This is a genomic window from Streptomyces sp. NPDC043176 (assembly GCF_056436715.1).
Genome location: NZ_JBWKCA010000003.1, coordinates 157,044 through 171,948 on the forward strand (window position 1 = coordinate 157,044; position 14,905 = coordinate 171,948).

At 73.7% G+C, this 14,905-nt stretch carries 9 protein-coding genes; 3 read left to right on the plus strand and 6 right to left on the minus strand.

Features of this window, described 5'->3' with window-relative positions:
• Window positions 1–3: 3 nt before the first annotated feature.
• The 4 genes from AC067A_RS05655 to AC067A_RS05670 all read right to left on the minus strand — a co-directional run bounded on the left by AC067A_RS05655 (window position 4) and on the right by AC067A_RS05670 (window position 9,520).
• Entirely contained in the window at window positions 4–1,734 is a 1,731-nt protein-coding gene (locus AC067A_RS05655) for a serine/threonine-protein kinase (RefSeq protein ID WP_478614991.1), read from the minus strand.
• A gap of 114 nt (window positions 1,735–1,848) precedes the next feature.
• Window positions 1,849–5,100 (minus strand): protein kinase, encoded by a 3,252-nt coding sequence (locus AC067A_RS05660; RefSeq protein WP_478614993.1) that lies wholly within the window; start codon window positions 5,098–5,100, stop codon window positions 1,849–1,851.
• Between the two features lie 159 nt (window positions 5,101–5,259).
• Window positions 5,260–7,560 carry a serine/threonine-protein kinase gene (locus tag AC067A_RS05665; RefSeq protein ID WP_478614996.1) on the minus strand — a complete coding sequence of 767 codons (2,301 nt, stop codon included), beginning with the start codon at window positions 7,558–7,560 and terminating at the stop codon, window positions 5,260–5,262.
• Between the two features lie 253 nt (window positions 7,561–7,813).
• On the minus strand, window positions 7,814–9,520 hold the full coding sequence (locus AC067A_RS05670) for a glycerol-3-phosphate dehydrogenase/oxidase (protein ID WP_478614999.1): 1,707 nt from the start codon (window positions 9,518–9,520) through the stop codon (window positions 7,814–7,816).
• 358 nt (window positions 9,521–9,878) lie between these two features.
• On the opposite strand from AC067A_RS05670, the gene AC067A_RS05675 reads away from it, so the two are divergent.
• From AC067A_RS05675 to AC067A_RS05685, 3 genes are all read left to right on the plus strand, one after another.
• Window positions 9,879–11,120, plus strand: coding sequence for a nucleotide sugar dehydrogenase (locus tag AC067A_RS05675; RefSeq protein ID WP_478615001.1), 1,242 nt, complete (start codon window positions 9,879–9,881; stop codon window positions 11,118–11,120).
• A gap of 104 nt (window positions 11,121–11,224) precedes the next feature.
• Window positions 11,225–11,491: a hypothetical protein gene (locus AC067A_RS05680; RefSeq protein WP_478615003.1), complete on the plus strand. Its 267-nt coding sequence runs from the start codon at window positions 11,225–11,227 to the stop codon at window positions 11,489–11,491.
• A gap of 49 nt (window positions 11,492–11,540) precedes the next feature.
• Window positions 11,541–12,065, plus strand: a complete 525-nt coding sequence (locus AC067A_RS05685) for a hypothetical protein (RefSeq protein WP_478615005.1) — start codon at window positions 11,541–11,543, stop codon at window positions 12,063–12,065.
• 67 nt (window positions 12,066–12,132) lie between these two features.
• Here the strand turns inward: AC067A_RS05685 and AC067A_RS05690 are convergent, their stop codons facing one another.
• Both AC067A_RS05690 and guaB read right to left on the minus strand, forming a co-directional pair.
• Window positions 12,133–13,257 (minus strand): GuaB3 family IMP dehydrogenase-related protein, encoded by a 1,125-nt coding sequence (locus AC067A_RS05690; protein ID WP_478615007.1) that lies wholly within the window; start codon window positions 13,255–13,257, stop codon window positions 12,133–12,135.
• A 106-nt stretch (window positions 13,258–13,363) separates the two neighbouring features.
• Entirely contained in the window at window positions 13,364–14,866 is a 1,503-nt protein-coding gene (guaB, locus tag AC067A_RS05695; RefSeq protein WP_478615009.1) for an IMP dehydrogenase, read from the minus strand.
• Window positions 14,867–14,905 lie beyond the last annotated feature (39 nt).

Genomic DNA, 14,905 nt, shown 5'->3' on the forward strand with positions numbered 1-14,905 from the left:
GGCTCAGTCGCCCGGCGCACGCCAGTAGCGGAGGACGACGTCGAACTGCTCGCGGGTGGTCTCCCAGCTCGACTCCGGCGAGGACATGTACACGGCGTACTCCGTGCCGTCGTCCTCGTAGTACATCTGGTCGATCGCGTGCCGGGGGCCGGGGAAGGTCTTCTTCTCGGTCCAGGTGAACTCCCACAGGCAGGAGCGGACCTGGTCGCGATAGGTGTTCTGGAGGAGCTTGACCCGGGAGTAGTCCATCCGCTTCTGCAGCACGCGCTCCAGATCGACGGCGTGCATGTACGGGTTCTCGAAGTCGGGGCTGCGGTCGATGCTGATCCGGATGCGGTGGCGGCCGTTGTCCGGGGTGTAGTCGATCTGGTCGCCCTCCGTCTGCCGCTTCCAGCCGTCCGGCACGACCAGGCTGAAGCCCTCCGGGTCCTGGACCCGGTGCCAGCCGGCCGGTACGGCGCCGACGGCGCCCTGGGTGGCCGGGGCGGCGGAGGTGGGGGGCGTGGCCCGTCCGCCGTCGCGGTCGCCGCCCGCGTAGTGCATGGCGGCGAAGACCGCGCCGCCCGCCACGACCCCGGCGAGCAGCGCCGCGAGGACGGCGGTACGCCAGCGGCCGCGGCCGGACGGGGAGGGCGTCGACGGCACCAGCGTGGGGGGCCTCTGCGGCAGGTGGGGGCCCTGGGGCGGCTGGGGCCACTGCGCGGTGGTCTTCCGCGGCGCCCCGGCCGTCGTGCCGTCCGCTTCCCCGCCGGACGCCCCCGTGCCGTCCGTACCGGTCGTGTCCCCCGTACGCGCTCCGCCGGCGGGGCCGGACGCCGGGACGTTCCCGCCCGGCACCGGTTCCAGGTCCTCCATGGCGACGCGCTGGGTCGGCACGTACGCCTGCGCCGCCTCCGGCCTGCGCCCCTCCATGGCGTCGAGCAGCATCCGCTCGGCCTCGTCCGCTCGCGGACGCTGGGCCGGGTCCTTGCGCAGCAGGGCGACGATGACGGGCGCCAGCGGCCCGGCCTTCTCCGGGTGCGGCGGCTCCTCGGTCACCACGGCCTGCATGGTGCTGATCGGGGAGGTGCGGCGGAACGGCGAGGTGCCCTCCACCGCCGCGTACAGGGTCGCGCCGAGGGACCAGAGGTCGGAGGCCGGGCCTGGGTCGCCGCCGCGCACCCGCTCGGGCGCCAGGTAGTCGATGGAGCCGACGATCTCGCCGGTCCGGGTGATGGTCGAGTCGCCCTCGATCGCCGCGATCCCGAAGTCGGTGATCAGGACGCGTCCGTCGCGCGCGAGCAGGACGTTGCCCGGCTTGACGTCCCGGTGCAGCACCCCGGCCGCGTGCGCGGCCCGCAGCGCGCCGACGACGTGCAGCCCGATCCTGGCCGCCTCGCGCGGCTCGATCGTGCCCGCCTCCTTGGCGGCGTCGGCGAGCGAGGGCCCGTCGACGTACTGCATGACGATCCACGGCCGGCTGTCGTGCTCCAGGACGTCGTGGACGGTCACGACACCCGGGTGGGTGATCCGGGCGGCCGCCCGCGCCTCCTTCTGGGTGCGGGCGTGCAGCACGAGGCGATCGGCCTCGGCCACGAAACGACCGGCCGTCAACTCCTTCACCGCCACCACACGGTGCAGTACCTCGTCGTGCGCGCGCCAGACCTTGCCCATGCCGCCGCGCCCGATGGACTCGCCCAGCCGGTAGCGTCCGGCGAGCAGCAGCCCCTCGCCTGTGCTCTGAGAATGTTCCACTTGCCCCCGCCCATTCCTTCGGAGAACAGGTTACGGAGGGGGGTGCGGGCGGCGGAACCTCGGGGCGGTCATAGGAACAGCACTGTGACCAGGGGGCGGTGGCGATCCTTCCGATCAGCGTCCCGGACGGAACGCCCTGGTGGCCTCGTCATGGATCTCGCCGACCTTGTCGCGTTCGGCGTACGGGCCGATGACCTGGACGACGTGGTACCTCCCGCCGTCGATCAGGGCCAGGTTGCGGACGAAGACCTCGCGCCCCGTGCCGTCGAGCCACCAGTAACTCCCGGTGGCCGTGGCCGTCCTGCCGATGTCGACCCGGCGGGTGCGCTCGGCCCCCGACCAGCTGGACGCCCGCCAGGGCTCCAGCTCACGCTCCCTGGTGTTCTGGTACTCCAGCGGATCGCCGCCGTTGTCGCGGACGCTGTCCCGGCCCGGCACGACGATCATGGTGAAGTCGCCGTTGGTGTACCGCACTTGCCCGGCGTCGTTGACGGGACTGCGCCGCCAGCCGTTCGGCACCCCGATCCGGAAGCCCTCCGGGTCCTGGCGCACCGTGTACCCGGCGGCCAGGGCGGGGGCCGACGGGTCCGCGGGCGCGGTGGTGGGCGGCTTGGTCGTGGGCGCGGCGGTCTGCCCGCCCGACGGGTCGCCCGAAGGATCGCCCGACGGGCCGCTCGGCCGCGCCGTGGTCGGCGCGCCGGTCGTGGGCGTCACCCGGCCGGCGGGCGTCTCCCCGTCCCGGGGCATGAAGAGCACCGCGTACGCGACGGCTCCGCCGAGCAGCAGGAAGACCAGGATCAGCAGCGTACGGCCGAGGGAGCGCGGGGAGCCCGGGCCCCCGGAGGACGAGCCGCGCGAGGCACGGGGCACGCGCGGCGCGCGCTGCGGGATCTCCTCGTCGTACTCCTCCCGGAATCCGCCGGGAGGATCCGCCGGTACGCGCCGGGGCTCGCGCTCGTACGCCGGGTCGCGCTCGTACGCCCGGTCACGCTCGTACGTGTGGCCGCGCTCGTACGCCCGCTCGTGCGCGGTGTCGTGCGCGCTGTCGTACTCGGGGGCGTAGTCGGGGGCGTAGTCGCCGCGGGCGGCCGGGCGCGGGTCCCTGCCGCGCTTGTGGCGGTGGCGGCCCGCCCCCGCTCCCCCGCGCCACCGGCGCACCAGTTCGCCGCGCCGGCGCACGATCGGCAGCCGCTTCTCGTCGAACGACGGCAGCGGTACGACGCCGACCCCGGCCTCCGGCTCGGGCGCCGACCGGACGAGCGAACGCAGCCAGCCGCGCAGCTCCTCGAAGTCCGGCCGCTCGGTGGGGTCCTGACGCAGCAGGGACTCCACGACCGGCCGCAGCGGCCCGCACTCCTCGGCGAAGGCCGGCGGCTCGGCGCAGACCAGCTGGACCAGCTCGGCCGCGCTGTCCTCCGGGTACGGGGCGTGGCCCTGCACGGCCCGGTAGAGGAGCGCGCCCAGTGCCCACAGGTCGGTGGCCGGGCCGATGGGCGGCGCGAGGCGCCAGTTCTCGTGGACGGGGCCCGCCTGCTCGGGCGCCCAGCGCTCCGTGACGGCGCCGACGACCGCGATCCTGGTCTGCCGGGCCCGATCGGCGTCGAGCCGCGTGGCCGGGCCGCGGTACTCCCCGGCCGTGACGGCGACCGGCTCCCGGTCGTCGTCGCGGGCGCCCGCGGGAGCCGGGACACGCCCCGGGCCCGGAGTCGCGGCCGTGTACCCGGCGGGCAGCGCCGGCCGCCCCGAACCGGGCAGCACCGCACCGCCGCCGGCCGGGATCGGACCCGAGCCGTCCCGCGACGCGTGCGGACCGTCGCTCCAGCTGCCGGCCAGCATCAGGCGCGGCGGGCCCGCCTGCGGCCCCCGGCCGCGGTGCGGCCCGTCGCCGTCGTCCTCGTCGTCGTCCTCGTCGTCCTCGTCCGCCACCCGTGCCCACCACTGCGGCTCGGGCGCGGCGGCCGCCCGGGGAGGCGGGGGCGACCCCTGCGATTCCCGGGGCGCCGGTTCCCGCTGGTCCTGGTGCTCCCGCGGTTCCTGTTCCTGCTGTTCCTGCTGTTCCTGCTGTTCCTGCGGGGCAGGGCGCTGGGCGGGGAGCGCCCCGATCTCACCGAGCCGAGCCGCGGCGCGCGCACCCGCCCGGTACGCGGCGATGGCGTCGGCCCGCGCCGCCCGCACATCGGCGGTCGGCGGCGGCGCGGGCTGTGCCGGGGCGGCGGGCTCGGGCGCGGCCCGGCCGTAGGGGTCGGCGCCGTAGGGATCGACACCGTAGGGGCTCACCCCGTACGGGGCGGGGTCGCCGCCCGCGCCGGCCCCGGGCGGGTCACCTTCCCCGGACTCGTCGGACTCGGTGGACCCGTCGCGATCGCCTTCGTCCGCGCCGTCGGTGTCGGTGCCGTACAGACCGGCGCCGTCGGCCTCTGCGGCGTACAGAACGGCGCCGTGCGAGTCGGCGTACGGGTCGGCGCCGTCAGGCTCGGTGCCGTACGGATCGGTACCGTCGGCCTCCACGCCGTACAGGTCGGCGCTGCGCAGTTCAGCGCCGTGCGGGCCGGGGCCGTACGAGTCGGTGCCGTAAGGGTCGGTGCCGTACGGGGCGGCCTCTTCGGGCACCTCCGCCTCGTAGATCTCGGCCTCGTAGACCTCGGGCACGTACTGCTCGGAGCCGTACGCCTCGTCGGCCTCGGGCCATTCGACGACGTAGGGCTCGGGCCGGTGCGGTTCGGGCTCGAACGGTTCGGAGCCGAACGGCTCGCTCTCGGCCGGGACGGGCGCGTACCCGCAGAGGGCCTCCTCGGCGGCGCCGGCCGCGAGGCCCGTGAGGACGACCCGGCCGTCGTCGCAGACGAGCACGGTGCGGGCGGTGATGTTCCGGTGGACCCAGCCGTGGGCGTGGAGCGCGCGCAGGGCGGTGAGGACGTCGGCGCCGATCTCGGCCGCGCGGTACGGGTTGAGGGGGCGCTCGGCGAGGAGCGCGGCCAGCGGTCGGGCCGCCACGACCTCGCTCACTATCCACAGCGAACCGGCCTCGGCGAACACGTCGAAGACCTGGTCGAGCAAGGGGTGGTCGGGGATCTGCGCGGCGGCCTGGGCTGCCTCGACGGCCCTTCGGACGACGGGCTCGGCGGGGCGGCGGGTCGCCCGCCCCGCGCCGCCGTGGGGGCCGTCGGTGCCGCCCTCGCCGTCGAGCACCTCGGCGTCGACGAACTCCGGCAGCGGCACCTGGCGGACCATGACCTCCTGCCCGCTGTACGTGTCGAACGCGCGCGTCTCGACGAGCGCGTACGTGTCCGCGTACGGGTCCGTGTCCGCCGGCTGCAGCGGCAGGCGGTAGCGGTCCGCGAGCACCCTTCCCGCGTAGTCGTCCACGACGCCTCCCCACGCGCGCACGCTGTCCCCCGTGGGCCCGCGGATCCCTCGGGATCGGGCGGGATCACGCGAGTCCGTCAATTCCGGTCCGGCACCGTGCAGTTAACGGCTCTGTTCGGCTGCGTACCGTCCACGAACTCTCACGATACGTGGCCCCGGTCAGTCCTTGGGCGTGAACGTGGCGAACGCCGTCTCCCGCAGCGTCCGGCACTCCGCGCCGTTCCACTCGTCCGCCTTGCAGGTGACCATGATGGAGTAGCCGTGCTTGGCGTCCACCTTGAAGCCGCGGTTGAGGACGTGGACGCGCACGCCCTTCTGCGTGCGCTCGAACTCCCAGTCGGCGACGGTCGGGTAGCCCTTGTACGAGACCGTGCGGATGCCGATGTGCTTGTAGCCGTTGCTGGTGGCGGCGACGCCGGTCATGGCCGCGGCCCACGCGGCGGCCGCGTCGTCCTTCGGACTGTCGTTGAAGTCGACCTGGACGCGCGGGAAGCCGCCGTTCTCGCTGAAGATGCCGCCGGAGTCGTATCCCGCTATCGAGCTGAGCCGGAAGGACGCGGGCATCGCCATGGAGAAGTGGAACCGGGCGTTGGTGACGACGGCGTAGCCGGCGGGCAGCTGCGCACCACCGCCGCCGGGCTTGGCGGAGGGCGTGGTGCCGCCGCCGTTCGACCCGTTCGTGGAGCCCGTCGTGCCGTTCGCGCCGGTGGAGGTGGTGTCGCCCGGCTGCACGCCGCCCTGCTGGCCCGGGCCGCCCGACGACTGGCCCGTGCCGCCGTCGGTGCCCTCGGAGCCGCCGGAGGCGTCGCCGCCGGCCGAGGCGCCGGCGGACGCCGTGGTCCCGCCGCTCCCCTTGCCCTGGTCCTTCTCGTCGCCGCCCCCGCCGAGGGAGACCGCCAGGATCGTCCCGAGCATGGCGAGCACGGCCACCGCCGCGATGATCACCAGTGTGCGGCGCGGGACGACGTCGGTGAGCGGCGCGCGGGCCCGTGCCGGCTTCGCGCCGCCCTGGATCGGCCCGGCCTTCCCCGACGCCGATACCGACGCGGCGGCGTTGCGTACGGACTTCAGGGCGCCGCGCACCCGGTCGGCCGCGGCGTCGACGCCCGGGGTCCGGTCGGCCGCCGACACGACCGGCGGTGTCACCGGAGCCTGCTCGGGGCGGGGCGGCAGCGGTACGACCGTGGTGACCTCGGGCGAGACCGCGGGCGCCGGCTCGGGCGCGTCGAGCACGGCCCGCAGCAGGACCCGCGCGCGGGCGTCGTCAAGCCGCTGGGCCGGGTCCTTGGCGAGCAGGCCGTAGATGACCTGCTCCAGCTCGGGTCCCGCGTTCTTCGGCGGGTCGACCGGCTCGGTCATCACCGCCGTGAGGGTGGCGATGGCGGAACCCTTGTCGTACGGCGGGCTGCCCTCGACGGCCGCGTAGATGAGTCCGCCCAGCGACCACATGTCGGCGGCGGGGCCGGGCTTGTGGCCGCGGGCCCGCTCCGGGGAGATGTACGAGGGGGCGCCGACGAGCATGCCGGTGGACGTGATCGAGGGGTCGCCCTCGACCTGCGCGATGCCGAAGTCGGTGAGGACGACCCGGCCGTCCTCGGCGATCAGCACGTTGGACGGCTTCACGTCGCGGTGCAGGATGCCCTCGCGGTGCGCCGAACGCAGCACGTCGAGGATGGCGAGGCCGACCTCGGCGGCGCGCCGGGGCGTGAGCGTGCCGTCCTCGCGCACGGCGTCCGCGAGGGACTTGCCCTCGATGAGTTCCATGACGATCCACGGACGGTCGTCCTCGTCGACGACGTCGTACACGGTCACGGCGCCGTTGTTGCGGATCCGCGCGATGGCCTTCGCCTCGCGGAGGGTCCGGGTGATGAGGCGTCGCTTCTCGTCGTCGTCGATGCTGGTGGGGAAGCGGAGCTCCTTCACGGCGACGGTGCGGCCGAGGGTCTCGTCGACCGCGCGCCACACGGTGCCCATGCCGCCGCGCCCGAGGACCACGCCGAGCCGGTACCGGCCCGCGAGGAGCCGCCCCTCGCCCACCGGGGCCTTGCGCAGCCTGTCGCTCCCGGACGTCCGCGCGGTGGCGGCCGGCCGGCCGCTCTCGCCGTCGCCGTCGCCGGCGCCGAACCCGGCCCGTCCGGTCGACGGTTCGGTACCCCGCAGCCGCCCGGCGGCGGCCGCGCCACCCGCGGCGCCGCCCCGGGGACGGTCCTCGACGCGGTCCGGGACGCCGTCCCCGACGGCCCCGGCGCCGTCGCGGGCGTCCTCGACACGCTGCGCGTCCTGCTGGGGACGCGCGTCCTCGGGCTCCCGCGCAGGCCCTCCGACCTGCGCTTCCCGCTCGTTCCGACCCGGTTCACGCGCGGCCGGGACCGCTCCTCGGTCGCCGTCGGTCGCGGCCCCCGCGGCGGCGTCCCGCCCGGGGTCCTTCGCCGTGTCCCGCGACTGCTCCGCCTCCGACATGCGTCCCCTCTGCGATCCCTGATCTTCGCCGCGTCTGCCGCTTCCCGCGTGATGCGGTAACCCCGCCTGGAAGAGAGCCCATTGTCCCTCACCTCGGGACGGGGGGCGCCCCCGGGTCCGTACTCCGGGATGACGACGCGTTCCACGCCCCTGAGGTTCCCGCCGGAGTCGGGACGACCCGGACGTACTGTCAGATCGGCCCCCGTCGGCACCCCGTGGACCTCGGTCCGGTCCCCTCGCCGCCCCGCGGGCGTCAGATCGGCACGATGTCCGGTGCGCCCAGCCGTGCCGCGTCGGCCGTCAGGTCGTCGGGCTGGCGCTGCGACTCGCGCTCCGCCTCCACCCTCTTCTCGTAGTGCTCCACCTCCTTCTCGATCTGGGTGGCGTCCCAGCCGAGGACCGGCGCCATCAGTTCCGCGCACTCGCGGGCGCTGAGGGTGCCGCGGTCGAAGGTCTCGATGGAGATCCTGGTCCGCCGGGTGAGGACGTCGTCGAGGTGGCGGGCCCCTTCGTGCGAGGCGGCGTAGACGATCTCGGCGCGCAGGTAGTCGTCGGCCGCGGCGAGCGGCTCGCCGAGGCGGGGGTCCTCGGCGACGAGGTCGAGGATCTCCTGCGTCAGGGAGCCGTAGCGGTTGAGGAGATGCTCGATCCGGACGGCGTGCAGTCCGGTCCGGGCGGCGATCCTGGCCCGCGCGTTCCACAGGGCCCGGTAGCCCTCGGCGCCGAGGAGCGGGGTGTCCTCGGTGACGCAGGGGGCGACGCGCTGGTCGAGGCCGTGCACGGCCGCGTCCACCGCGTCCTTCGCCATGACCCGGTACGTCGTGTACTTGCCGCCGGCGACCACGACGAGGCCGGGGACCGTATGGGCGACGGTGTGCTCGCGGGAGAGCTTGCTCGTGGCGTCCGACTCGCCGGCGAGCAGGGGGCGCAGTCCGGCGTAGACGCCCTGGACGTCGTCGCGGGTGAGCGGGGTGGCGAGCACGGTGTTCACGTGCTCCAGGAGGTAGTCGATGTCGGCGCTGGACGCGGCGGGGTGCGCCTTGTCGAGGTCCCAGTCGGTGTCGGTGGTGCCGACGATCCAGTGGCGTCCCCAGGGGATCACGAACAGCACGGACTTCTCGGTGCGCAGGATGAGTCCGGTGGTCGAGTGGATGCGGTCCTTGGGCACGACCAGGTGGATGCCCTTGGACGCGCGGACGTGGAACTGGCCGCGCTCGCCGATGAGGGCCTGGGTGTCGTCCGTCCACACCCCGGTGGCGTTGACGATCTGCTTCGCCCGGATCTCGTACGCGGCCCCGGCCTCGACGTCCTGGACGCGTGCGCCGACGACCCGCTCGCCCTCCCGCAGGAAGCCGACGACGCGGGCGCGGCTGGCGGCATGGGCGCCGTAGGAGGCGGCGGTGCGGACGAGGGTGGTGACGAAGCGGGCGTCGTCCATCTGGGCGTCGTAGTACTGGAGGGCGCCGACGAGAGCGTCCTTGCGCAGGCAGGGCGCGACCCGCAGGGCGCCCAGGCGGGAGAGGTGCCGGTGGGCGGGGAGGCCCCGGCCGTGGCCGGAGGAGAGGGACATCGCGTCGTACAGCGCGACTCCCGAGCCGGCGTAGAACCGCTCCCAGCCCTTGTGCTGGAGCGGGTAGAGGAAGGGGACGGGCTTCACCAGGTGGGGTGCGAGCCGCTCCAGGAGGAGTCCGCGCTCCTTGAGCGCCTCCCGCACCAGCGCGAAGTCCAGCATCTCCAGGTAGCGCAGGCCGCCGTGGATGAGCTTGCTGGACCGGCTCGAGGTGCCGGAGGCCCAGTCGCGGGCCTCGACGATGCCGGTGGAGAGCCCTCTCGTGACGGCGTCGAGGGCGGTCCCGGCGCCGACGACTCCGGCGCCGACCACCAGTACGTCGAGCTCGCGCTCGGCCATGGCCGCGAGCGCCTCGACGCGCTCGGCGGGTCCCAGTGTCGCTGTCCTCACGGCTGCTGCCTCCCGTCGCCCTCCGGCTGTTCCGCACGAGCTCGATCCGCAGGAGCCCGATCCGGCACAGGCTCGCTCCGTACGAGCTCGATCCGGCACGAGCTCGCTCCGCGCGAGCGGTGGGCACCGCACGAACCGGGCCCGTGTGGCCCGGCTCACAGACTTGATTCTGTCCCGGTCCGGCGACTTCAGCCACCGCCTCGCCGCCGACCTGTGGATAACACTCGGCGACCTCGAAGCGGACAATGCCGCATATCGGTCATATTTACGCCTAGTCTGACATCGCGCCGGACCCGTTCTGTCCACCGGGCTTGCGCCTCGCGTCCCCTCCGGCTACAGGGAAGGACGGTCCACCCCCATGCCCGCTGATCTCGCCGTCATCGGCCTCGGCCACCACGGACTCCCCCTCGCCCAGGCCGCCACCGCCGCCGGCATCGCCACCATCGGCTACGACACCGACCCCCGCCCCGCCGCCGAGCTCGCCGCCGGCCGCTCCCCGGTCGACGGCTCCCTCACCGCACCCGAGATCCGCCGCATGCTCTCCAGGGGCTTCCGGCCGACCACGAACCCCGCCGAACTCGGCCGGGTCCGCACCGCCGTCCTCTGCGCCCCGACACCCCTCGGCCCCGACCGCACCCTCGACCTCACCGCCGTCACCGAAGCGGCCCGCGCGCTCGCGGCCCGGCTGCGCCCCCACACCACCGTCCTCCTGGAGTCCCCCGTCCCGCCGGGCACCACCGAGGGCGTCCTGCGCGACGTCCTCGAGACCGGCTCGGGCCTCCGGGCCGGCCGCGACTTCCACCTCGCGTACTCGCCCGGCCGCCTCGACCCGGGCAGCCGCACCCACGGCTTCGCCGGCACCCCGAAGGTCATCGGCGGCCTCACCCCGGCCTGCACCGAGTCCGCGGCCACGTTCTACGGCCGGCTCACCGACAAGGTGGTACGCGCGCGTGGCCCCCGCGAGGCGGAGACGGTCAAGCTCCTGGAGACCAACTTCCGGCACGTCAACATCGCCCTCGTCAACGAGATGGCGGTCCTCTGCAACGAGCTCGGCGTCGACCTGTGGGACGTCATCCGCTGCGCCGAGACCAAGCCGTTCGGCTTCCAGGCCTTCCGCCCCGGCCCCGGCGTCGGCGGCCACGGCGTCCCCGTCGACACCGTCGGCGCGCACCGCCCGCTGCGCCTCGTCGAACTCGCCGGCCAGGTCAACGAACGCATGCCGCGGTACGTCGTCCGGCGCGCCGCCACCCTCCTCAACGAGCACGGCAAGTCGGCCCGCGGCGCCCGGGTCCTCCTCCTGGGCATCACGTACAAGCCCGACCTCCCCGACCGGCAGGGCTCCCCCGCCGACGAGATCGCCCGCCGGCTCATGGACCTCGGCGCGGCCGTCAGCTACCACGACCCCCACGTCCCCGACTGGCGCGTCCGCGAGCTCCCCGTCCCCCGCGCCGACTCCCTCTACGAGGCCGCCGCCGACGCCGATCTGACGATCCTTCTCCAGCACCACCGCACCTACGACCTCCAGGGCCTCTCCGTCAAAGCCCAACTCCTCCTCGACACCCGAGGCGCCACCCCGGCCGGAGCGGCCCACCGGCTCTGAGGACGGCTCCGGCCGGAAATTCCCATGCCCGTGTCACATGCGGCTGCTAGCCTCCGGGACCACCGCGCGCACCGTTCCCGCGCGCACCGTCCCGGGGGCCCTCCGTGTTCTTCGTCATCCTGCTGTTCCTGGTGTTCTTCCTGACGGGAGGGGCCTTCGGCCTGTGGGTCGCGCTCGACGTGAGGAACTCCGCCACCCGGCTGGAGCGCTGGCACCTGCGCAACCTCGACCTGCGCGCCCAGGCCGCGGGACGTCTGGGCCCGCACGACCGGCTCCTCACCGCCACCGGCTTCCGCGTCGTCGGCGGGTTGCTGGCCCTGCTCGGCTTCGGGATGGTCCTCGCGCCGCTGATCGCGGCACTCCTCGGCTGACGCCGTTCACGACCGACCGCACTTCACCGTTCCCTGGGGGGATCACCTCATGTCTCAGCCCGTTCCGCCGCCCGGCAACCCGTTCGCCGACGGGGCCGCCCCGCAGCCGTACCCGATGGCGCCGGCACCCGCGCCCGCCCGCGCCAACCTGGCCCTCGGCCTGCTGGCCGGTGTCGGCGGCGCGGTCGTCGGCGCGCTCGTCCTCGGCGGCATCATGCGCGCCATGGCCAAGGAGGACGGCAGCTACACGCAGCTCGGCATCCTCGCGCTCGGCGTCGGCGCGCTGGTCGGCTTCGCCCTCGGCAAGGTGGGCGGCGCCCATCCGGTCCTGCCGTTCGCGGGTGTGCCGATCGCCCTGTTCGGCGTCTTCGCGGGCCAGCTCTTCGGCTACGCCCTGATGGCCAGCTGGTGGGCCGAACTGGGCGGGCAGTCCCTGCCCGTCACCGAGATCCTCACCTCGCACTTCTCGGACCTGCTCACGGCGTGGAAGGAAGAGCTCGGCGCGATGGACCTGCTGTTCTTCGCCATCGCCGGCTACGAGGGATTCGTCATCACCAAGAAGCTCTCCGCCTGATCCCGGCCTACGCCGAAGGGGCCCCGCACCATCCGGTGCGGGGCCCCTTCGGCGTACGGGACGGGTGTCAGCGCTTGTGCTGGGCGTCGGCGACGGTGACCTCGACGCGCTGGAACTCCTTGAGTTCGCTGTAGCCGGTGGTGGCCATGGCACGGCGGAGGGCGCCGAAGAAGTTCATGGAGCCGTCGGGGATGTGCGACGGGCCCGCGAGGATCTCCTCGGTGGTGCCGACGATGCCGAGGTCGACGAGCTTGCCGCGCGGCACGTCCTCGTGGACGGCCTCCATGCCCCAGTGGTGGCCCTTGCCGGGCGCGTCCGTGGCACGGGCCAGCGGGGAGCCGATCATGACCGAGTCGGCGCCGCAGGCGATGGCCTTGGGGAGGTCGCCGGACCAGCCGACACCGCCGTCGGCGATGACGTGCACGTACCGGCCGCCGGACTCGTCCATGTAGTCGCGGCGGGCCGCGGCCACGTCGGCGACCGCGGTCGCCATCGGGACCTGGATGCCGAGGACGTTGCGGGTGGTGTGCGCGGCGCCGCCGCCGAAGCCGACGAGGACACCCGCCGCGCCGGTGCGCATCAGGTGCAGGGCCGCGGTGTACGTGGCGCAGCCGCCGACGATGACCGGGACGTCGAGCTCGTAGATGAACTGCTTGAGGTTCAGCGGCTCGGAGGCGCCGGAGACGTGCTCGGCGGAGACCGTCGTGCCGCGGATGACGAAGATGTCCACGCCGGCGTCGACGACGGCCTTGGAGAACTGCGCGGTGCGCTGCGGGGAGAGCGCGGCGGCGGTGACGACACCGGAGTCGCGCACCTCCTTGATGCGCTGCCCGATCAGCTCTTCCTTGATCGGGGCGGCGTAGATCTCCTGCAGACGGCGGGTCGCGGTCGCCTCGTCCAGCTCGGCGATCTCGTCGAGGAGCGGCTGCGGGTCCTCGTACCGGGTCCAGAGACCCTCCAGGTTCAGGACGCCGAGGCCGCCCAGCTCGCCGATCCGGATGGCGGTCTGCGGAGACACGACCGAGTCCATCGGGGCGGCCAGGAACGGCAGCTCGAAGCGGTAGGCGTCGATCTGCCAGGCGATCGAGACCTCCTTCGGGTCCCGGGTACGCCGGCTCGGGACGACGGCGATGTCGTCGAACGCGTACGCCCTGCGGCCGCGCTTGCCGCGCCCGATCTCGATCTCAGTCACGATGTGTGGCCTTTCCCTCTACGTCTGCGCCTACCAGTATCCCCGACGCAAGCGTGAGGGGCGGCTCCGGCCACATGCCGGAACCGCCCCCACGCGTCGCGCTGTGTTACTTCCTGCTGTAGTTCGGTGCCTCGACCGTCATCTGGATGTCGTGCGGGTGGCTCTCCTTGAGGCCCGCCGAGGTGATCCGGACGAACCGGCCCTTGGACTCCATCTCCGCCACGGTGGCGGCACCGACGTAGCCCATGGTCTGGCGCAGGCCGCCGACGAGCTGGTGCAGCACGTTGGCCAGCGGGCCGCGGTAGGGCACCTGGCCCTCGATGCCCTCGGGAACGAGCTTGTCGTCGGAGGTGACCTCGGCCTGGAAGTAGCGGTCCTTCGAGTACGACCTGCCCTGGCCGCGGGACTGCATGGCGCCGAGCGAGCCCATGCCGCGGTACGACTTGAACTGCTTGCCGTTGATGAAGAGCAGCTCGCCGGGCGACTCCTCGCAGCCCGCGAGGAGGCTGCCGAGCATCACCGTGTCGGCGCCGGCGGCCAGTGCCTTGCCGATGTCGCCGGAGTACTGCAGGCCGCCGTCGCCGATCAGCGGGACGCCGGCGGCGCGGGCCGCGAGGGAGGCCTCGTAGATGGCGGTGACCTGCGGGACGCCGATGCCGGCGACCACGCGGGTGGTGCAGATCGAGCCGGGGCCCACGCCGACCTTGATGCCGTCGACGCCGGCGTCGATCATCGCCTGGGCGCCGTCGCGCGTGGCGACGTTGCCGCCGATCACGTCGACGTTCACGCTCGACTTGATCTTCGACATCCAGCTCAGCGCGTTGCTGTTGTGACCGTGCGAGGTGTCCACGATCAGGAAGTCCACACCGACGGCGGCGAGCGCCTGGGCGCGCTCCAGGGCCTCGGGGCTGGCGCCGACGGCGGCACCGACGAGCAGGCGGCCCTCGGCGTCCTTCGCGGCGTTCGGGTACTTCTCCGCCTTGACGAAGTCCTTGACGGTGATGAGGCCCTTGAGGACGCCCTCGTCGTCGACCAGCGGCAGCTTCTCGATCTTGTGGCGGCGGAGCAGCTCCATGGCGTCGACGCCGGAGATGCCGACCTTGCCGGTGACCAGCGGCATCGGCGTCATGACCTCGCGGACCTGACGGCTGCGGTCGCTCTCGAAGGCCATGTCGCGGTTGGTCACGATGCCGAGCAGCTTGCCGTCCGGGTTGGTGACCGGGACGCCGCTGATGCGGAACTTGGCGCACAGCGCGTCCGCCTCGGCGAGCGTCGCCTCGGGGTGCACCGTGATGGGGTCGGTGACCATGCCGGACTCGGACCGCTTGACGAGGTCGACCTGGTTGACCTGGTCCTCGACGGAGAGGTTGCGGTGCAGCACGCCGACGCCGCCCAGTCGGGCCATGGCGATCGCCATGCGGGACTCGGTGACCTTGTCCATCGCCGCCGAGAGCAGCGGGATGTTGACGCGGACGTTGCGCGAGATGCGGGACGAGGTGTCGACCGCGTTGGGGAGCACCTCGGATGCGCCCGGCAGCAGCAGCACGTCGTCGTAGGTCAGCCCGAGTGTCGCGAATTTCTCGGGCACTCCGTCGACGTTGGCAGTCATGACACCTTCCCAAATGGCCTTGATCGGTGCGGGATGTCC

Coding starts and splice junctions, on each gene's coding strand:
- AC067A_RS05665 (WP_478614996.1), bottom strand. CDS start 7,560: ATGTCGGAGGCGGAGCAGTCGCGGGACACGGCGAAGGACCCCGGGCGG.
- AC067A_RS05675 (WP_478615001.1), top strand. CDS start 9,879: ATGCCCGCTGATCTCGCCGTCATCGGCCTCGGCCACCACGGACTCCCC.
- AC067A_RS05685 (WP_478615005.1), top strand. CDS start 11,541: ATGTCTCAGCCCGTTCCGCCGCCCGGCAACCCGTTCGCCGACGGGGCC.
- guaB (WP_478615009.1), bottom strand. CDS start 14,866: ATGACTGCCAACGTCGACGGAGTGCCCGAGAAATTCGCGACACTCGGG.